17 protein-coding genes are annotated in these 20,498 nt (G+C 48.6%); 13 read left to right on the top strand and 4 right to left on the bottom strand.

The genetic code is table 11. The annotated features are described in order from the left end of the window. Positions 1–8: 8 nt before the first annotated feature. On the top strand, positions 9–710 hold the full coding sequence (locus B5Z18_RS14585) for a DUF3823 domain-containing protein (RefSeq protein ID WP_079470220.1): 702 nt from the start codon (positions 9–11) through the stop codon (positions 708–710). A gap of 51 nt (positions 711–761) precedes the next feature. Here the strand turns inward: B5Z18_RS14585 and B5Z18_RS14580 are convergent, their stop codons facing one another. Next, positions 762–1,655: a LysR substrate-binding domain-containing protein gene (locus B5Z18_RS14580; protein ID WP_079470219.1), complete on the bottom strand. Its 894-nt coding sequence runs from the start codon at positions 1,653–1,655 to the stop codon at positions 762–764. 74 nt (positions 1,656–1,729) lie between these two features. Between B5Z18_RS14580 and B5Z18_RS14575 the strand changes: the two genes are divergently transcribed. Next, positions 1,730–2,116, top strand: coding sequence for a cupin domain-containing protein (locus B5Z18_RS14575; RefSeq protein WP_079470218.1), 387 nt, complete (start codon positions 1,730–1,732; stop codon positions 2,114–2,116). Positions 2,117–2,119: 3 nt separating this feature from the next. After that, complete coding sequence (locus tag B5Z18_RS14570; RefSeq protein ID WP_079470217.1) at positions 2,120–2,506, top strand: tautomerase family protein; 387 nt, start codon at positions 2,120–2,122, stop codon at positions 2,504–2,506. An 8-nt stretch (positions 2,507–2,514) separates the two neighbouring features. On the opposite strand, the gene B5Z18_RS14565 is transcribed toward B5Z18_RS14570, so the two are convergent. Further along, on the bottom strand, positions 2,515–2,676 hold the full coding sequence (locus B5Z18_RS14565) for a dihydrofolate reductase family protein (protein WP_079470216.1): 162 nt from the start codon (positions 2,674–2,676) through the stop codon (positions 2,515–2,517). Positions 2,677–3,064: 388 nt separating this feature from the next. Between B5Z18_RS14565 and B5Z18_RS14560 the strand changes: the two genes are divergently transcribed. The 5 genes from B5Z18_RS14560 to rpiA all read left to right on the top strand — a co-directional run bounded on the left by B5Z18_RS14560 (position 3,065) and on the right by rpiA (position 9,992). Beyond that, on the top strand, positions 3,065–3,991 hold the full coding sequence (locus tag B5Z18_RS14560; RefSeq protein WP_079470215.1) for a YihY/virulence factor BrkB family protein: 927 nt from the start codon (positions 3,065–3,067) through the stop codon (positions 3,989–3,991). A 118-nt stretch (positions 3,992–4,109) separates the two neighbouring features. Continuing rightward, on the top strand, positions 4,110–5,489 hold the full coding sequence (locus B5Z18_RS14555) for an MFS transporter (protein WP_079470214.1): 1,380 nt from the start codon (positions 4,110–4,112) through the stop codon (positions 5,487–5,489). Beyond that, on the top strand, positions 5,489–6,670 hold the full coding sequence (locus tag B5Z18_RS14550) for an AGE family epimerase/isomerase (protein WP_079470213.1): 1,182 nt from the start codon (positions 5,489–5,491) through the stop codon (positions 6,668–6,670). The genes B5Z18_RS14555 and B5Z18_RS14550 overlap by 1 nt, the downstream gene beginning before the upstream one ends. 98 nt (positions 6,671–6,768) lie before the next feature. Next, positions 6,769–9,213, top strand: a complete 2,445-nt coding sequence (locus tag B5Z18_RS14545) for a glycoside hydrolase family 95 protein (RefSeq protein WP_079470976.1) — start codon at positions 6,769–6,771, stop codon at positions 9,211–9,213. Between the two features lie 77 nt (positions 9,214–9,290). Continuing rightward, positions 9,291–9,992 carry a ribose-5-phosphate isomerase RpiA gene (gene rpiA, locus B5Z18_RS14540; RefSeq protein ID WP_079470212.1) on the top strand — a complete coding sequence of 234 codons (702 nt, stop codon included), beginning with the start codon at positions 9,291–9,293 and terminating at the stop codon, positions 9,990–9,992. Here the strand turns inward: rpiA and B5Z18_RS14535 are convergent. Beyond that, the gene (locus tag B5Z18_RS14535; protein ID WP_079470211.1) at positions 9,980–12,745 is read right to left on the bottom strand and encodes an alpha-L-rhamnosidase; all 2,766 of its coding nucleotides are present in this window, start codon (positions 12,743–12,745) and stop codon (positions 9,980–9,982) included. The genes rpiA and B5Z18_RS14535 overlap by 13 nt on opposite strands. Positions 12,746–12,861: 116 nt before the next feature. On the opposite strand from B5Z18_RS14535, the gene B5Z18_RS14530 reads away from it, so the two are divergent. From B5Z18_RS14530 to B5Z18_RS14515, 4 genes are all read left to right on the top strand, one after another. Beyond that, positions 12,862–13,404 carry a TetR/AcrR family transcriptional regulator gene (locus B5Z18_RS14530; RefSeq protein WP_079470210.1) on the top strand — a complete coding sequence of 181 codons (543 nt, stop codon included), beginning with the start codon at positions 12,862–12,864 and terminating at the stop codon, positions 13,402–13,404. 182 nt (positions 13,405–13,586) lie between these two features. Then, positions 13,587–14,027, top strand: a complete 441-nt coding sequence (locus B5Z18_RS14525; protein ID WP_079470209.1) for a nuclear transport factor 2 family protein — start codon at positions 13,587–13,589, stop codon at positions 14,025–14,027. An 88-nt stretch (positions 14,028–14,115) separates the two neighbouring features. After that, complete coding sequence (locus B5Z18_RS14520; RefSeq protein ID WP_079470208.1) at positions 14,116–15,018, top strand: AraC family transcriptional regulator; 903 nt, start codon at positions 14,116–14,118, stop codon at positions 15,016–15,018. Between the two features lie 82 nt (positions 15,019–15,100). Further along, on the top strand, positions 15,101–15,937 hold the full coding sequence (locus B5Z18_RS14515) for an oxidoreductase (protein ID WP_079470207.1): 837 nt from the start codon (positions 15,101–15,103) through the stop codon (positions 15,935–15,937). An 83-nt stretch (positions 15,938–16,020) separates the two neighbouring features. On the opposite strand, the gene B5Z18_RS14510 is transcribed toward B5Z18_RS14515, so the two are convergent. Then, positions 16,021–18,138, bottom strand: a complete 2,118-nt coding sequence (locus tag B5Z18_RS14510) for a type IA DNA topoisomerase (RefSeq protein ID WP_079470975.1) — start codon at positions 18,136–18,138, stop codon at positions 16,021–16,023. 164 nt (positions 18,139–18,302) lie between these two features. Between B5Z18_RS14510 and B5Z18_RS14505 the strand changes: the two genes are divergently transcribed. Continuing rightward, positions 18,303–20,498 (top strand): S41 family peptidase, encoded by a 2,196-nt coding sequence (locus B5Z18_RS14505; RefSeq protein WP_079470206.1) that lies wholly within the window; start codon positions 18,303–18,305, stop codon positions 20,496–20,498.

Raw genomic sequence — 20,498 nt, 5'->3', positions numbered from 1 at the left:
AATTTATTATGAGAACTAAAATTCAGTATGCGATATTCATTGCGTTAGGTGTCTTTTCTGCTTCCTGCAAGAAAGACAACTATAAGGCGCCGTCCAGTACTTTCAACGGGCGACTGGTATACCAGGGAGAACCAATAAATGTTAGTTATAACGATGTATATTTTGAATTGTGGGAACCCGGATGGGGAACCCGTACGCCCATCAACGTTAATGTTAGCCAGGACGGCTCGTTTTCAGCGATGTTGTTCAACGCTGCCTATAAACTGGTGATTCCTGCTGCCCAGGGGCCTTTCAGGTCTATTCCTGATAAAACAACCAATACAGATACCATTCCGCTGACTATCTCCGGTAACCTGCACCAGGATATCGAGGTAATGCCTTATTACATGATCCGGTCTCCGAAATTTACAGCGGTAGCCAAAAAACTCACGGCAACCTTTAGCGCCGAGAAGATCATTAAAGATGCCAATGCGAGGGATATTGAACGGGTATTCCTGTACGTGTGTAAAACACAGTTTGTGGATGGCCGTAATAGTATTGAAACTGCCGACATGGCCGGCGGTGATATCGTTGATCCTGCTAATATCAGTTTGCAGCTGACCATACCAGATGTAGTGCCGGCGCAACCTTCCGTATTTGTGAGGGTTGGCTTAAAAATAGCCGGTGTGGAAGATCTGCTTTTCTCCCCGGTACAGGAAATTACACTGTAGAGAATGATGAACAGACAAATTCACATGCCCGCCGGTTTTCCGGTGGGCTTTTTATTTTTTCTTCGTTCGTTTCCTGATATCATTTACCTGTGTAGTGATGGTGTCGAAGAGGATATCCGTAAGTCGCTTTACAGCAGGAGAAGGCGTTTTTTTGCGGGTAAGCATAAACACGGCCACATCAGGTAACGCCGGTAGCCCGCTAGTTGTAGTAAGCGCCACGCAGCCCGCAGGCAATCCCATTTCTGTGCGGATGGTGATACCCAGTCCGGCCTGTGCGGCGGCCCACATCCCGGCCACGCTGCTACTGGTGAGCGCTGGTCGCCACGTACGCTTTGCCTTTTCCAGTGCGGCCAGGCCCACACTGCGAAACAGGCATGGCGCTTCAAACAGCAGCAATGGCAATGGTTGTAGTTGCGCTACATTCTTTTGACTGTTACCGATCCATCGTATAGGTACATGTCCTATGAGGATGGCATCTTCCGGTACATCCTTTCCAAAGGAGAGTACCACATCCAGTTTACCGCGTTGTAACTGTTGCTGAAGCACTGCCTGCCGGTCGATCGTAACTTCCACTTCCATTTGAGGATGTATAGCGGCAAACCGCGCCAGTATTACCGGCAAGCCACTTTCTGCAAAGTCTGCCGGCAGCCCCAGCTTTACCTTTCCTGCTATATGCGTGGCCGTTAGTGCATTGATGGCTTGCTGGTTAACATCCAGCAGCTGCCGGGCGTAGCCCAGCAATATTTCCCCGGCAGGAGTGAGTTGCCAGCCGCGTCCCTGCCTGATGAATAGCTGCTGACCGGTGATTTCTTCCAGCCGCTGCATCTGAAGGCTTACAGCCGACTGTGACCTTGACACCTGGTCGGCTGCCCGCGCAAAACTATCGAGATCCACCGCCAGCACAAAGGTGCGGAGCAGGTCCATCTCCAGCAGGTCTGTTATCATAGTTTAGTTTTATTAAAGTGTAATGTTAAATGTTTCAATATTACAAATGTATGAAACCGTAGTAAATTTGAACCATGAAAAAAATATTGCTGATCATGAGCGTGCTAACTACCGGAACATTGGCTGCACAAACGCCGCCAGCCCGCAAAGTATTACTGCAGCAGGCGCTGCCTGGCATATCTGTGGAAACAGTAAAAATGGACGAGATCACTTTTGCGCCGGGGCAGGGAGCGCCGGTACATCATCATCCGTGTGAAGTATATGGATATGTAGTATCGGGGCAGATCCTGTACCAGCCAGCCGGAGAGCCTGCACAGTTGCTGCACGCCGGCGACAGCTTCCGGGAAGCAGCAGGCAGGGAAATCAGTGTATTCAAAAATGCACAGAACGATCAACCTGCAACCTTTATAGCTGTTTACCTGTTGAGAAAAGATCAGCCTTCTATCATCATAAATAAATAAGTCATGCCTTTCGTACAGATCTATCTGGGAAAACATCTTTCCCAACAAAATAAAAAAGACATCTCTCTCGCTGTTCACCAGAGCCTCGTGGATATTTTTAGTATTCCACAGGCGGATTATTTCCAGGTGATTCATGCAATGGAACCCGGCGATATCCTTTATCCGGAAAGTTATTTTGACGTGCCGCATACAGGTAACCTGCTCTACATCCGCATCACGGCCAGGGCCGGCAGAACACCGGATATGAAACAGGCGCTGTATGAAAAAATAGCCAGCCGTATTGCCGCTGCCACACCGGTGAGTGCAGATGATGTAATTATCATCTTCGTGGAAAACGATCTGGAGGACTGGTCTTTCGGCCGCGGGATTGCGCAGATGGTAAAGAAATAACGTATCGGTTATACCGTGTAGTGCAGTTTCAGCACACCATTGGGATGAGATGCGGTATCCGTTAAACGGAATACTTTTTCCATTGGTATGCCGCCAAATAATGGGCGTCCTTCTCCCAATACTACCGGCATCACATGTATGATCATTTCATCGATGAGGTCTGCCTCCATTCAATTTTTCCATTGCGGTCGGCGATGTAAACATCCAGGCTGGTGGCAATGTATACTTTCAGCTTTTTCATTTTCTATGCGAAGTTGAGGGTGTTTGATAGTCGCGGAATCAGAATAATAGAATGAAAAAAAATATCTGTAGAGATATTTTTTTGCTCTTTTCTAAGGTACTACATTTGGTAAATAATGAAAAATGGAGCAGGAATCGCCACATGAGTAAGTCCCCGCTACACCGCGTTTTTATATTTTAAATGGCCACCTGATAAAATATGCCCGCTACCAATCCTTCAGTTTCCTGATATAAACCGTCAGCTTTTCCGCCATTAACCCCATCGGCCATTGAGCCGTTAAAACAAACACGGAAATTAATCAGTAAATTGGGTGAGGTATGAACACCATTACAACAGAAAAACAATTGCCACGCTGGCAGCTTTTCCTGCTTTCCTTCAAAGAGGCATATAAGGCATTGCAGGCCAGCGACCCGCTGCGGATGGCCGGAGCTACAGCCTTCTTCACCACTTTTGCGTTGCCCGCTATCCTGATTATTATTATCCAGCTGCTGCGTATTATTTTCCGCATACAGCATCCCGGCCAGCGCCTCATGGTACAGCTGGAAGGTATGTTTGGAAAGGAAGCAACCGAAGCCATCCTCGAAACCCTGAAAGCCTTCCGGAGTATTGCACAGAACTGGATCATTGCTATTGCCGGATTTATCTTCCTGCTGTTTGTAGCTACCACGCTCTTTAAAATTATTAAGGGCTCCCTGAATGAGTTGTGGAAAATAAGACCAGCTCACAAAAGTAGCTTTTGGGAAATTATGGTGTCGCGGCTGAAGGCCGTGCTGGTGATTGTTTTTGCAGGTGTCCTGTTTATCATCGACCTGGTGGCGGAAACCGCGCGTATCTTTCTTGGAAAGTATATAGACCTATACCTGCCTGCGCTGGCCAGTTATTATAACAGTACGCTCAACTATGTTATTTCTGTGATCATTGTCACCATCTGGTTTTTCCTTGTGTTCCATTTCCTGCCGGACGGGCGTCCGCGCTGGAGGATAGGGATTACCGGAGCGCTGGTGACCAGTATCCTGTTTAACATCGGGAAAATGGTATTAAAGGTAATGCTCACTTATAGTAGTATTAACAGCATTTACGGCGCTTCTGCGTCTACTGTGCTGGTGTTGTTGTTTATGTTTTATTCTTCCCTGATTTTTTATTTCGGGGCCTGTTTTACCTATGCCTGGGGCGCCCTTACGGGTAGGCCTGTGGAGCCATTGCATTACGCCGCCAGGTTTGAAATCACCCCTGCGGAAGACTGATATCCTCAATTGATAACAAAGCACCCTGAATAGATAAATAAGTATTATAAAAATTGTCCTTTATAGAGATAGATTTGCTAATCGCAGTATAAAATATTTTTTAAGCAGAATTCCACCTATGGGCAACAAAATTTCGTTAAAGGAAAAAGTAGGGTATGGCTTTGGGGATATGGCTTCTTCCATGTTCTGGAAGTTGTTTGGTATGTACCTGTTGTTTTTTTATACAGATGTGATGGGCATTGCTGCCGCAGCAGTAGGAACTATGTTCCTGGTTACCCGTATATGGGATACCTTCTTTGATCCGGTAGTAGGTACTTTGTCCGACAGAACCCATTCCAGGTGGGGAAAGTTCAGACCATACATTCTATATATGGCGGTGCCTTTTGGTATTATCGGTGTACTCACCTTTACCACGCCGGACTATAGCGCCACAGGCAAGCTGGTATACGCTTACATCACCTATTCCGCCATGATGATGATCTATTCCCTGATTAATGTGCCTTACGCATCGTTGCTGGGGGTAATTTCTGCCGATGGAAAAGAAAGGAATACGCTGGCCTCTTTCAGGATGGCCTTTGCCTTTGGCGGCAGTCTTATTGCGCTGGCATTAATAGAACCGCTGGTAAATTTTTTTAGTAAAGCCGGCGGCCGGGAAAACCTGCAGCTTGGCTGGCAGCTGGGCGTAGCAGCGATAGCGGTAATCTGTGTGATTTTATTCCTGCTGTGTTTTGCCTGGGTGAAAGAAAGGGTACAGCCTATCAAAGATGAACAATCGTCACTGAAAGAGGATGTAAAGGATCTCTGGAAAAACAAACCCTGGTGGATCTTGCTGGGGGCGGGTATTGCTGCACTTATCTTCAATTCTATCCGCGATGGCGCTACCCTGTATTATTTCAAATATTATATACAGAATGCACAGGCATTTAAGTTGGGCAGTATCAGCATCACTTATTCCACGCTGTACCTGGTACTGGGCCAGGCGGCCAATATAGCGGGCGTAATCCTTGCTTCTCCCATAGGTAATAAAATTGGTAAGAAGAATACCTACCTGGGCGCTATGGTGATAGCTTCTGTACTCAGTACCGGGTTTTACTGGCTGGGCCGCGGACAGCTCACACTGATCTTTATCTTCCAGTTCCTCATCAGTATTTGCGCAGGTATTATTTTCCCGTTATTATGGTCGATGTATGCAGATATTGCGGATTATTCAGAATGGAGAAACGGTCGCCGTGCCACTGGTTTGATTTTCTCTTCCTCCTCTATGTCGCAGAAATTTGGCTGGACGATCGGCGGTGCGCTTACCGGCTGGCTGCTGGGCGCTTTTGGTTTTAAAGCCAACGAAGTACAGGCCGATGCCGCACAAAACGGCATCCTGTTAATGCTTAGCTTTTTACCGGCTATCGGGTCGGTATTGTCTATTATATTTATTGCAATGTACCCGCTTTCTGAAGAGCGCATTGCTACTATCTCTGCTGAACTGGAACAAAGAAGGAAATAATGCAACAGGAATTAAAAGCATCACTGGAAAAAGAACTCACGGCCATCCTGGATTACTGGATGAAATATACGCCGGATGAAACATACGGCGGCTTTTATGGTAAGCTTGGAAATGATAATATCCCCGTGCCGGAAGCAGCAAAAGGAGCTGTGTTAAATGCCCGCATCCTGTGGACGTTTGCAGCTGCTTACACCAGTACCCGCAACCCGGCCTACCTTGCAATGGCGGATCGTGCATATCAGTATTTTAATACGCACTTTATTGATCATACCTACGGAGGTGTATACTGGACGGTGGATTATACCGGTCAGCCGGCAGAAACAAAGAAACAGGTATACGCTATTGCATTTGCGCTTTATGCCTACAGTGAATACTACAAAGCGGCAGCGCATCCGGAAGTACTGGCCACGGCCATCTCCCTGTACAATAGTATGGAAGAACACAGCTACGATCCGGTTTATAGCGGCTACTTTGAAGCATTCACACGGGAGTGGCAGGAAATAGCGGACCTGCGCCTCAGTGCAAAAGATGCCAATGAAAAGAAAACCATGAACACTCATCTGCATGTAGTAGAAGCCTATGCCAACCTGTACACGGTTTGGCCGGATGAAAAACTACGCGCACAAATACAAGGGCTGTTGCAGGTATTCTATGATAAGATCATCGATAAAAAAAGCGGGCATCTGCATTTATTTTTTGATGAACAATGGCAGGTAAAAGGGAACAATGTATCCTATGGTCATGATATTGAAGCCAGCTGGCTCCTGCAGGAAGCCGCGGAAATTATCGGTGATCCGGTTCTCACGGAACAATACCGGAAACTGGCGCTGGTGATCACCAATGCCACCCTGCATGGCGGCATAGATAAAGATGGAGGTCTCTGGTATGAATACGAAACTTCCCGCCGGCATATGAATACCGAAAAACACTGGTGGCCGCAGGCCGAAGCGCTGGTGGGTTTTATCAACGCCTGGCAGCTACAGCCGCATGGCCGCTATCTGCAACATGCACAAAACACCTGGAACTTCATCACGCAGCACATCATCGATAAAACCAATGGCGAATGGTTCTGGGGCGTGTACAAAGATTACAGCATCATCCCGGAAGACAAAGCCGGACTCTGGAAATGTCCTTATCATAACGCCCGGGCGTGTATGGAAGGCGTGAAGCGGCTGCAATGAGCCGGTCACCGATACTGAATTCGCATTTCTTAATTTGTAATTAGCAATTCCCTCTTGCGGGCTTCCGCTGCATAACTATTTTATATATCTTGATGCACATGAACTGCAAGATATATTCCACGCTGCAAGCTGCATTTTTATTGGGCGCCCTCACGTTATCGGCGCAATCTGATGTAACGGTACGGTTCAGTGAACCGGCCCGGCATTTTACCGCGTCTGCCCCGTTGGGAAACGGGCGTATGGGCGCTATGGTGTTTGGTAACACCAACAGGGAACGCATTGTGTTAAACGAAATATCGATGTGGGCCGGCGGCGTACAGGATGCCGACAGCAAAGAAGCTGGCAACTACCTGCCACAGATCAGAACATTATTACTGGAAGGAAAGAATATTGAAGCGCAGAAAATGCTGCAGCAATATTTTGTGTGCAAGGGTCCGGGAAGCAGTGGTGGCGCCAACGTAAAGTTTGGTTGCTATCAAACCCTGGGCGATCTTTTTATCCAGTGGAAAGATACCACATCGGCGGTAAGTAACTACCAGCGCCAGCTGCGGCTGGATAGCGCCATCAGTGCCGTAAGCTGGGAGAAGAACGGAGTTATTTTTAAGGAAGAAGTACTGGTATCGGCCCCCGGGCAGGTGGCTGTGGTACGACTCACCGCCAGCAAGCCCGGTAGTCTCTCTTTCAGCACAGGGTTATACCGGAAAGAACGCGCTGCACTGAAACTGGTAAATGGCAACCTGGAAATGAGCGGTACACTGAATGGCGGCAATAACGACCCCGGTGTTCAGTATGCAGCGGTACTGAAAGTAATACCCAAAGGCGGTACCCGCACACAAAGCAATGACCAGATCACCATTACCGGCGCCACCGAATGCTTATTACTGGTGGCCGCACGTACCAATATGAACTGGCCGGCGGTGGAAACGCCCGGTCCGGCCCCGATGCCGAAAACACTGGCAGACATCAGCAAAGTCACGGCGTCGTCGTGGCAATCATTACTGCAGGCACACGTGAAAGACTATACGTCGTTCTTCAACCGTTGCCGCATATCGTTTACAGATAACAGCAATGAGGAGGTGAAGTCACTCGCTACCATCGACCGGCTGCAACGACTGCACGACGGTAAGAAAGACGCTTCCCTGGCCTCCCTGTATTTTAATTTCGGACGGTACCTGCTCATCAGCTCCTCCCGTAATGGCGGCATGCCGGCCAATTTACAGGGGCTGTGGGCGGAAGAGTACCAAACGCCGTGGAACGCCGACTATCACCTCAACATCAACGTACAGATGAACTACTGGCCGGCGGAAGTAACCAACCTGTCGGACTGCCACCAGCCACTGTTTACACTGGCGAGGCAAATGGCGAAATATGGTCAGCGCACCGCCCGTACTTACTATAACGCAGATGGCTGGGTAGCGCATGTGATCAACAATCCGTGGGGCTTTACTTCTCCGGGTGAGGGGGCCGACTGGGGTTCTACCTTAACCGGTGGCGCCTGGGTAGCCACTCATCTCTGGAAACATTACCAGTATACCAACGATAAAAAGTTCCTGAAAGAAATATACCCGGTACTGAAAGGCGCCGCTGTATTTTATAAAGATATCCTGATCACCGAACCATCGCATCAGTGGCTGGTTACGGCGCCTTCCAATTCACCGGAAAATGCGTACATCCTGCCCAACGGGCAGCAGGGACAAACCTGTATGGGCCCAACAATGGACATGCAGATCGGAAGGGATCTGCTCAAAGCCAACCAGGAAGCGGCCCGCATCCTGCAAACAGATAAAGCCTGGGCAGACACACTCCAGGTGGTACTGAACAAACTGGCGCCTAACCAGGTAAGCCCGGGCACAGGCGGGGTGCAGGAATGGCTGCAGGATTATAAAGAATCCGATCCGCATCACCGCCACGTATCACCATTGTATGGCTTATACCCTTACGATGAAATTACGCCGTGGGATACGCCGGAGCTGGCCGCTGCTGCGGAAAAAACGCTGCTCAGAAGAGGCGATGGCGGCACCGGATGGTCACGCGCATGGAAAATTGCTTTCTGGGCCCGCTTAGGCAACGGCAACCACGCCTATACGATGTTGCGCGAATTATTGGCGCCTGCTGCGGCTACCAGCGAAATAAGTATGAGATCAGGAGCAGGTACTTATGCTAACCTTTTCTGCGCACATCCGCCGTTCCAGATTGATGGTAACTTAGGTGCTGTTGCCGGTATCGCGGAAATGTTGCTGCAAAGTCATGGCGGCGACAACGTGATCCGCCTGCTGCCGGCCCTGCCGGACAATGAGGAATTTGCTGCCGGCCAGGTAAAAGGACTTTGTGCCATCAATGGTTTTGTAGTGGATTTCAGCTGGAAGAATAAAGCGGTGCAGGAACTCAACCTGCTCTCCAATACCGGTGCAGAGTGTCGCGTGTTGCTGCCGGAAAGCGCTGTGGTAAAGGATCGTAACGGAGCAGTAATACCGCATCAGTATAAGGATGGCGTATTGCGCTTTGCTACAAAGAAAGGAATGAAGTATCGCATAGCAGTATAAAGTGCGGAGTTTTGTCTTACTCAGACCAACCTGAGTAAGACAAAAAAATCGCATCTTTACCTTTCATAACAACCCATATGGAAGATCTGAAACAAGTGGCTGCAAAGGCAGCATTGGATTATATAAAACCCGGCCATACCATAGGACTGGGTGCAGGCAGCACCATTGCGCACCTGGTGAATTACCTGAAAGCAGCCGAAACGTTGTTTAAAAGCATTACCACGGTCACCTCTTCCTTTAACACACAGCAGTTGCTGCAGGAACACGGATTTAACACGAAGCAACCCGGGGAACTATCCCAACTGGATATTTATTTTGATGGATGCGATCAGTTTGATCATCAGCTGAATGCTTTGAAAAGTGGCGGCGGTATTCATACGCGCGAGAAATTGCTGGCCGCGATGGCAGATAAGTTTATCCTTATCGGCGATGGCTCCAAGTACGTAACGCAGTTGTACACTACTTTTCCCGTGGTGATAGAGGTGATTCCGGAAGCGGTTCCCTTTGTGATGAAGCAGCTGAAGAAAATATTTTCACTGGCTAACCCGGTGATCCGGCTCAGTAATAAAAAAGATGGCGCAGTGATTACGGAGAATGGCAACCTGCTCATTGATATCTGGTTCCGTTCCTTCCCGCCATTAGACAGCCTCAATCATCGTTTAAAGGAAATTCCGGGTATTCTCGAAACTTCACTTTTTTACAATATGGCGCATGCTGCCATTATAGCGGGAAAGAATGGAGTGGAAATTATTCCGAAAGATCCGGCTTACCTGATCTGAAACTCTTTCGTACCAGCGGTTACATGATAACGTAACCCTTTACCGGTGTTTTGTGTAGTTACCGGTTTATCATTTTCATATATTTTTTGTGTGGGTGAGATGTGAAAAAAGATGTCTGCACCGGCATTTGCGGGTACTGTCACACGGTAGGTGATGGCAGTACCGTTTCTTTTCCAGGAAGAAACCACGGTGCCATAAGGGCTGTCATGGCTTCCTTCAAAATGATCCAGTCCTTCCACGAAATTGGGCGACAGCAGGATGTTTTTAAACCCGGGTGCATTTTCATCGGGCTTAATACCGGCAAGGCCCTTGTACATCCAGGCGCCTATTTCGCCAAACATGATGTGGTTGCGCGACAGATCTGAAGAAGCGTTGATGTCCCAGTTTTCAAAGAGGGTAGTGGCGCCGTTCATGATCCACCAGCCCCAGGATGGGAAGGTGCGTTGCGCGGCCAGTTTCCAGGCCACATCTGCATACCCGTTTTCACTCAGCGCATTCAGGATACTTTTGGTTCCGAGCAAACCTACGTCGAGGTGAAAGTTATCTGCGGCTACTCTATTAGCGAGATTGGCAGCTACTTTGCTTTTCATGGAATCCGGTACCAAGCCCCAGTACAGGGCAACACTTTGCTCTGTTTGCACTCCTTCTCCATAAATACCGGTTTCCTTGTTCAGGTATTTGGCATTAAAGGCGGTTTTGATCTTTTCTGCTAATGCGCTGTAATAGGTATAGTCGTCCGTTTTACCAAACAGTTTCGCAGCTTTGGCCAGAATCAGTGCATCGGCGTAATAGTAAGCCGTTGAGGTGAATTCTACCGGCGATTTTGATTTTACCGGTACCCAGTCGCCGAGGCCCCAGGTGGTTAATCCATAAGGACTGATTTCCGTGATCCGGTTTACATACCGGCGCATATTATCATAGGAGGCCGATAGCAGCGTGGCATCTCCGTAAAAAAGATAAATGTTCCACGGGATGATGGCAATGGTGCTGGTCCAGTCCGGGCCGTTGCCCCATTCATATCCCCAGCCGCCGGTTGGAATGATAGAGGGCAGCACACCGTTGGGTTGCTGTTCATCGCGGTGGTCTGCCAGCCACTTTTCGTAGATGGTGATGCCGTCGTAGCTATACAGTCCTGTTTCAATGGCGATCTGTGCATCTCCCGTCCAGCCGTTCTTTTCGCGCTGCGGGCAATCCGTTGGATAGCCGAACAGGTTGGAGAGATACGCGTTATTGGTAGCTGCGAATAATTTATTGATCATAGTATCGGAGCCATGAACGTGGCCTGCGGGAGGTACGTTGCTGTGCATGAAATAGCCGGTAAGACTTTCCTTGTTGAGCTGCACCGGTTTACTGCTGGTAACTTCCACATACTGAAAACCTTTATAATTAAAGTGGGGCATAAAGGTTTCTTCGCCTTTGCCGCTGAGAGTAAAAATATCTGTCTGGAAAGGATCCGTGTCATCTGTAGGGCGGTAATGCACCACGATATTAGACAGATCCACGAAACCTTTTTTATCCAGTTGTTCGCCGTGCTTCAGTTTAATAACAGTGCCGGCTGCACCGCTTACGCGGATCTTGCTAACACCGGCAATATTTCTGCCCAGGTCATATATCCAGGTGCTGTCGTTGGGATGGGTAACGCCGGCAGCAGGAATTTCCTCCACATTTTCGATGGGATATAATTGTTGGGACACAATATTTTGAGAAGGCGCGGCGCGGTAAATAACATCCTTCCATTTGCTGTCGTCGAAATTAACCGTGTTCCATCCTGGTTGTTCCTTGCGGGCATCATAATGTTCCGCGGTGTAGATGCTGTTAAATACAATAGGTCCCAGTGCTGTTTTCCAGTCTTTCCCCGAGGAAATGGTTTCCACGGTACCATCGGTATAGGTTACCCGCAGATCGAGGCAGAATGCGGGTCTTCCGCGCCACGGTGCTTCATGGAAGTTCCATACGGCGGTGGACTGGTGATTGTACCATCCATTACCAAGCATCACGCCGATGGCGTTTTTACCGGATTGCATCAGGGAGGTAACATCGTAAGTAACGTATAGCGTGCGGCGGTCGAAGCGCGTGTACATAGGATCGAGGCGGTGGTTGCCTGCTTTTTTCCCGTTGATATACAGTTCATACAAGCCTGCTACCGCGATGTAGGCACGGGCGGATTTAATTGTATTATCCGCCGTGAAAACTTTCCTGAAGTTAGCGGCGGGTTTCAGGCGAACGTCGTCATTGTCGCTGATCCAGGCGCCTTTCCAGTTGTTTTGTTGCCGCATGCCGGTTTCAAACCAGGAGCGGCGGGCAATGGATTTTACGCCGTCTTTATCCCACACTTCCACGCTCCAGTAATAGCGGGTAAATGGATCGAGTGCTTTCCCGGAGTAGGTGGTCAGGATATCTGCGCGGTTGATTTTCCCGGAGGTCCAGAGCGGATGGGTGTTCAGCGTCAGGGAGTCATCGGATACGCGGATCTGGTAAGCTGTTTGACGCGCGCCGGGGCGTGTATCTTCCAGTTGCCACGACAACCGTGGATGAGCGGCATCTACGCCGAGTGGCGTTACCAGGTGCTCACATTTCAGGCCGGTGGCCACGCAGGGAGTAACTCCTGTTGCTGCTTTGCTGGCAGTAGCAGGTTGGGCCGTCTTGTAACGGCTATTGGCTTTTGTGAAGGCCGTAAGGCTGTCTGCCTTTGCACTGGCTGATACAACAAAAAATAACAGGTACAGAAACAATTTCCGGAATATTGAATGCATGCTAAGCGCTTGATTATTTGACAACAAGATAAAGTAAGCCGCACTTTTTTTTTATTGTTTTATGTAGATGGAAAAAAGATAGATCGATCTGTCTATTTATTTCTTATCTTTGTTCCATGAAGAAGAAAACAGGTGATCCGAAGCAGCGTTTGCTGGATACAGCTACTACGCTTTTCTATAACCAGGGGTATCATGCTACGGGCATTAACCAGGTAATTGAAGAAGCCGGTGTGGCAAGAGCCAGTTTGTATCTGCATTACGAGTCAAAGGAATCCCTGCTGCTGGCGTTCTTAAACCAGCGGCATATCGACTGGATGGCCGGGTTGAAAAGCTTTACGGATGAGGCCAGCAAGCCGAAGGATAAAATTGCAGCGGCGTTTGACTTCCTGTCCGATAATAATGAAAGGGAGCATTTCAGGGGTTGTGCCTTTTTGAATATCCTCTCTGAAACTACGGAAAAAGATACTGCGGTGCTGACAGTGATACAGGATCATAAAAAAGACCTGCGCGCCTTTCTGGGGGAGATCCTCACCAACGAAAAGCAGTTGATAAAGGACCACGTTTACCTGTTGTTTGAATCAGCAATCGTGGAAAGTCAGCTTTACCGGAATCAGTGGCCGGTGCAGGAAGCGAGGAAAATGGCGCTGGGGCTGTTGTAGTGCGGCCGCTTTACCGGAACCGGAGAAATTGTTGCAGTGCGGCAGTAGATCATTTCTGCAAACTAACAACCGACCACATTATATAAATCAAAAGATGCCGGGCATCTTTTTTTTAACCTTTTTAAATAGACAGATCGATCTATCTATATAAATCATATTCATCATTTTTAAACATCTCAAACATGGAACAAAAATTCCCCCTTCCCCCGTTTACGCGTGAAACCGCCCTGCAGAAAGTACAGATGGCAGAAGATGCCTGGAACAGCCGTGATCCGCAAAAGGTATCCTTGGTATATACTCCCGACACGGTATGGCGCAACCGCGACCAGTTTATCAACGGCCGGGAAGAAGTAGTGGCCTTTCTTACAAAGAAATGGCAGCGGGAGCTGGATTACCGCCTGAAAAAAGAACTCTGGAGCTTTACAGATAACCACATTGCCGTATGTTTTGAGTATGAATGGCATGATCATGCCGGTAACTGGTTCAGGTCCTACGGCAATGAGCTGTGGGAGTTTAATGCCGATGGATTCATGCAGCGCAGGCTGGCGGCCATCAACGACGTGCCTATTAAAAGCAGCGAACGGAAATTCCGGGAACCGGAAGACCTGGTACTGGCCTGTTAGAACGCCGGACGATAATGTGATGATGGTGATTATCCGGAAAATTACCATCATCACATCAACCATAGTGTGAATTTTGTAATTTTGTAAGATGAACAAAACAGAAACACTCCGGGAGTTTTACGAACATAAGTTCCAGGCAGTACCTGATAAGTTACAGCAGGATATCGGACATTTTAATGTGTTCCGGCTGGAAGACTGTATTGTAGACGGCGCTTCAACAGTGAAGTACAGCCGCCGCGATTTTTACAAAGTAAGCCTGCTAAGAGGAACCAACCTCTATCACTACGCCGATAAAACCATTGAGGTAAAAGGCAGTACCCTGATCTTCTTTAATCCGCTGGTACCTTATGGCTGGGAGCCACGCTCCACCGATAACAGCGGCTATTTCTGCATATTCAGGGAGTCCTTTTTTACCGGCGCTACCCGTGGCAATATCCACGATCTGCCCATGATGATGCCGGGCGGCATTCCCTCCTATATACTCACGAAGGCCCAGGACAAAGAAGTATCAGAGATCTTTAAAAAGATGCTCACGGAAATTAATACGGACTATGTCTATAAATACGATCTGCTGCGCAGTTATCTCACAGAAATCATCCATTACGCATTAAAGATGCAACCCTCCGAAACCCTGTACCAGCACGCCGATGCGAAGTCGCGTATCACCGCGGTATTTACCGACCTGCTGGAACGGCAATTCCCCATTGAATCGCCGGCACAGCGGTTTGCATTGCGCTCGGCCAACGACTTTGCAAAGCAGTTGTCCGTACACGTAAACCACCTGAACCGGGCCATCCGCGAAACCACCGGTAAAACCACCACGGCACACATTGCAGAGCGCTTAACCGCCGAGGCAAAGGCTTTATTAAAGCACACCAGCTGGAACGTGGCAGAAATCAGTTATGCCCTCGGATTTGAAGAGCCCGCCCACTTCAGTAACTTTTTCAAAAAACAAACCAGCATCACGCCCGGCGCTTTCCGCGTTGTTTGAATTTTGCAATCATTGGTTTGAATCACGTAACAGGTGGCAACGCTCCTTGATCTACTTTTGTGTTAATAAAAAACACAAGATCATGGACAACAAAAAAGTATGGTTTGTAACCGGCGCCTCCAAAGGATTAGGCCGCTCCCTTGTAAAACAATTATTAGGTAAAGGATATAAAGTAGCCGCCACCTCACGTAGCATCGAAGACCTGCGCAAAATTGCAACGGACGAGGATTTCCTGCCGCTGGCCGTTGACCTTAAAAATGAAAACAGCATACAGGCAGCAGTAAAAGAAACGATCAGCCGCTTTGGCCGTATCGATGTGTTGGTAAACAACGCCGGATACGGACAGGTAGGCAGCATTGAAGAACTGTCGGATGCGGAATCAAGAAGCAATTTTGATGTGAATGTATTTGGCCTTCTGAATGTAACCCGCAATATCCTGCCGCAGATGAGAGCGCAGCAATCGGGACAAATCTTCAATATTTCCTCTATTGCCGGCTTTACTGGTGGCTTCCCCGGCTTCGGGATCTATTGCGCTACCAAGTTTGCAGTAGATGGTTTATCAGAGTCGCTCGCCGCAGAGGTAAAACCTTTTGGTATCTCCGTTACCATTGTTTCTCCCGGTTATTTCAGAACCGATTTCCTTACTTCCGGCTCTCTGGGCGTGCCAGCCAACCCATTGGCTGCTTATGAGGCTGTTCGCGCCACCCAACATGCGCATCAGGAGGAAATCAATGGCAATCAGCCTGGAGATCCTGAAAAAGCAGTAGCCGCCATCATCGATATAGCCGATATGGAAAATGCACCGCTGCACCTCTTCCTCGGTGAAGACGCCTACAATCTCGCTTATCAGAAAATAGCGGCGTTGGAAGCCGAGCTGGAACAGTGGAAAGAAGTAACCGTTGGAACCGCGATTGCGTAGTGATGGATCGCCTTCGGGGGATGATAAATTGTCTAATCCTGCTCCGGGACAATTTACCATCGCCGAAGGCGATGCCCTCCGCACTAAGTCATGCTGATATTAAAATCCGCTCCCAGCTCCAGTTTCCCTTCGCGCTCTTCTTCACTGCCGGGAACTTTGAGCCCTTTTATTTTAGCGGTTTTGCCTTTGGTCAGCAGATCGGTGATGTGTTTATCAGTTAACTTCTTACCCAGTATTTCAAAAGGAAGTTTAAAACCGCATTCCTTAAAATTGGCGCAGCCATAGGCAGTGTTACCTTTTTTAAGCGGATGCGTTTTGCATTTCGGGCATTGCATTTCCTCTATCACCACTACCTTTTTGGGCTTGGGTTCTTTCTTAGGTTTCTCTTTTTCTTCCGGTACGGGTGGCGGATCGGGGGCAATGGTGATGAACTTGTAGCTGGCGGTTTTTACTTCTTTGGTAAGATCAACCACCATCTGGATCAGTTCATCTTTGAAGGTATCCATAGCGTATTCGCCTTTTTCTATGAGGCGTAGTTTACGTTCCCACTGACCGGTTAGTTCGGCGCTTTTCAGCAATTCTGTTTGTATAGTGTCGATGAGATCCATGCCGGTTTGGGTGGCATAGATATTCTTCTTTTTCTTCTCGATATATTTTCTGCGGAACAGTGTTTCGATAATGTTGGCACGGGTAGAAGGCCGGCCGATGCCATTGTCTTTCAGCAGTTCCCTCATTTCTTCATCATCTACCTGCTTGCCGGCGGTTTCCATTGCTCTCAGCAAAGTAGCTTCTGTAAAGGCTTTGGGCGGAGAGGTTTTACCCTGGTGGATGCGCGGGGTATGTGGTCCGCTTTCACCCACTTCAAAGTGAGGGAGTATTTTTTCTTCTTCTTCCCCTTCCTTTTTCTCTTTTACATCGTTGGCATATACTTCTTTCCAGCCGGGTTCTATGATCTGTTTACCGGTTACTTTGAAAGGTACCTGTCCTACTTTACCGAGTACGGTGGTATTGGAGATCTTACATTCCGGGTAGAAAGCGGCGATAAAGCGGCGGGCTACCAGGTCGTAGATCCGTTTTTCTTCCAGGGGAAGACCACCGGGATGCTGACCGGTAGGGATGATGGCATGGTGATCGGTTACTTTTTTATCGTCGAAAACGGTTTTCAGCTTTGGGATCGGTGCGGCCAGCAGCGGAGCGGTGAGCGCGCTGTAGGGCGTCATATCCTGGAGAATACCCGCAATTTTCGGGTGCAGGTCTTCCGAGAGGTAAGTGGTATCTACCCTGGGGTAGGTGGTCAGCTTTTTCTCGTAGAGGTTCTGGATATATTTGAGCGTATCGTCTGCGGAGAAGCCGAATTTTTTATTGGCTTCCACCTGCAGGGCGGTGAGGTCAAACAGACGCGGGTTGCCTTCTTTACCATCTTTCTTTTCAAAAGAAGTTACTTCAAACGGATGTTCCTGCAGGTAGGCAAGCCCTTTGGCAGCTTTATCCGGTGTTTTCAGCCGGTCGATGGCCGCAGTGAATTCTGTTTCCCGGTAAATGGTTTTCAGTTCCCAGTAATCTTCTGATACAAAGGCATTGATTTCCTTTTGCCGTTGTACAATCATCGCCAGGGTAGGTGTTTGCACCCTTCCGATAGACAATACCACTTTGCCCTGCGCAAATTTTTTGGTGAACAGCCGGGTGGCGTTCATACCCAGGAGCCAGTCGCCGATAGCGCGTGCGCTGCCTGCGGCATACAGGTTATTATATTGTTCGGAAGCTTTCAGGTTTTGAAAACCATCGCGGATAGCCTCTACCGTTAGTGAGGAAATCCAGAGCCTTTTAATAGGGGCAGCGCACTTGGCTTTCAGCAGCACCCAGCGCTGGATCAGTTCCCCCTCCTGGCCGGCATCTCCACAGTTTATCACTTCTTCACACGCTTGTACCAGGGTTTCTATAATTTTAAACTGTTTTTGTACGCCTGAATTTTCAATCAGTTTGATACCGAAGCTGGGAGGAATCATCGGCAGATCTTCGAGCCGCCAGAACTTCCATTGCTCGTAATAATCGTGCGGCTCCTTGAGGGTACAGAAATGTCCGAAAGTCCAGGTTACCTGGTAGCCATTGCCCTCATAGTAGCCATCTTTGCGTTGTTTCGCACCGATCACTTCTGCAATATCCCTTGCCACGCTTGGTTTTTCAGCAATGCAAACTTTCATATTCATTCAAAATTGGGTAACAAATGTCGGATAAAAAGTTGTAAATGAATGAAGGTAAAGTACATCAAAAAATCTTAAAATAATCAAGTGCACACTTTAACTTTTAGGGTACAAAAATACCCGTTATTTTAAGGTAAGATTTAAAACAGAAAATCCTTTTCCTTATGCGCTTTCCGGCTCTTTTATTATCGTGTGCCTTATCTCTTCCTGTTGCAGCCCAATTCCCTGCGTCCTTCGACGGAAGTTTTGAAAGTAAAAAACCGGATGGCGGATTACCGTCCGGCTGGATCGACTGGGGCTCTAATTACCTCCTGGCCGTTGACAGCACCAGTTATGAAGGACATGGAGCGTTGCGTATTACGCCATTTGAAAAAAGAGGCAGTAACGATTTTGGTTGCACCGTAATGCGCATACCGGTTACTTTCGCCGGGAAAACCATTTTGCTCAATGGCTACCTGAAACTGGATTCAGTGACCGATGGCTATGCCGGCCTGTTTATGCGGGTAGACAATACATCTGGCGCCGTATACAAAATGGATAATATGCAGAAGCAGCGGCTGCAGGGAACTACCGGTTGGAAAAAATACAGCATTACCCTTTCCCTGCCGCCCGGTGGCGGTACGGTATATGCCGGCGCCATTAACCATAGCAATGGCAACGTATGGGCCGATAACCTGGAAATACTGATTGATGGAAAGCCGTTGAAAGAAGCGCCACCACTGCGTGTGTTTAAGGCCGACAGCGATCACGCGTTCGATAAAGGCTCCGGTATAACTATCTCCGGTCTTACACCTTTACAAACAACACACCTGGAAGTTCTCGGAAAAGTATGGGGCTTCCTGAAATATTATCATCCTGCGGTAATGGCCGGGGAGTATAACTGGGACTATGAACTGTTCCGGATCCTGCCGGCGATACTGAACAGTACCAGCGAAACGGCCAGGAATGAGGCGTTGCTCCGCTGGATCAACCAGCTCACCACACCGAAAGAGGTCCGGCATACGCGCACCGCTAAAACGGCTATTAAATTCACTCCTGATCTCGACTGGCTTTCAGATGAGAAAACACTCGGCGCTGCGTTATCTGCATCCCTGAAAAATGTGGCGGCCATGAACCGCGGGGATTTCAATTATTATCTCGAACTGGCGCCCGCAGGGAACCCATCATTTAAAAATGAACAGGGCTATAACACCATGCCCTTTCCTGATGCCGGTTTCCGGCTACTGGCATTATACCGCTACTGGAACATCATACAATACTACTTCCCTTATAAGCACCTGATCACCGAAGGCTGGAATAATAAACTGGCAGAATATATCCCGGCAATGGTAAACGCAGCAGATACCGCGTCCTATCAAACTGCGCTGCTACGGCTCATAGCAGGCATCCATGATTCGCACGCCGGTATGTATGGACCCAATGTAGTGATCCGCGGTGCAGATAGATTCAGAACGTTGCCACTGAGGGCGCGGTTTGTAGAAAATAAAGCCGTGCTGGCAAAGGTGGGCGATGAAAAATGTGGACTACGCACCGGCGATGTGATTACCGCCATTAATAAAGAGCCGGTGGCGGCTATAGTACAAAGATTACTACCCGTTACCTCTGCTTCCAATTACGCCACACAATTAAACAGGATTGAGCAGGTCCTGTTTCAAACGAAGGATAGTATCCTGCAACTGGAGTATGAAAGAGAGGGTAACATCAGCAGCGTAACGTTAGCCACCACCACTTATAAACAGGCCATCATACCGGGCGAACGGCCATCTGTTTCCTGGAAGATGATAGGAGAAGATGTGGGATATGTATACCCGGGTAATTTTAAGAACACACAAATGGACTCGGTGAGCGAAGCTTTTAAAAACACCAAAGGAATGGTAATAGATCTGCGTTCTTATCCTGCGGACAACCTGTTGAATTCTCTCGTGAAGTACGTATTGCCTTCGCCCATGCCCTTTGCGAAGTTTACTGTTGGCAGTGTACAGCAACCGGGGTTGTTTGGCATGACGGGCGAAATGAAGGCAGGTACCAGGAACAAGGATTATTATAAAGGCAAGGTGGTGATCCTGGTAGATGCCACCACGCAAAGCAACGCCGAGTTTGTTACGATGGCGCTCCGGCTGGCGCCGCGCGCCGTGGTGCTGGGTAGCACTACCGCCGGGGCAGACGGAAATGTTTCTTATTTTACACTTCCCGGCGGCGTACAAACGCTGATCACCGGCATTGGCGTGTACTATCCTGATGGTCGGGAAACGCAGCGGGTGGGTATTGTTCCCGACATCGTGATGGAACCAACGGTGAAGGGTATACGTGAAAACAGGGATGAGCTGCTGGACAGAGCCCTGGCCATTATCAGGGAATAA

The sequence above is a fragment of the Chitinophaga ginsengisegetis genome, from assembly GCF_900168065.1.
GTDB classification, from domain to species: domain Bacteria; phylum Bacteroidota; class Bacteroidia; order Chitinophagales; family Chitinophagaceae; genus Chitinophaga; species Chitinophaga ginsengisegetis.
The sequence above is the reverse complement of the archived record's forward strand: the minus strand, read 5'-3'. Positions and strand labels throughout refer to the sequence as shown.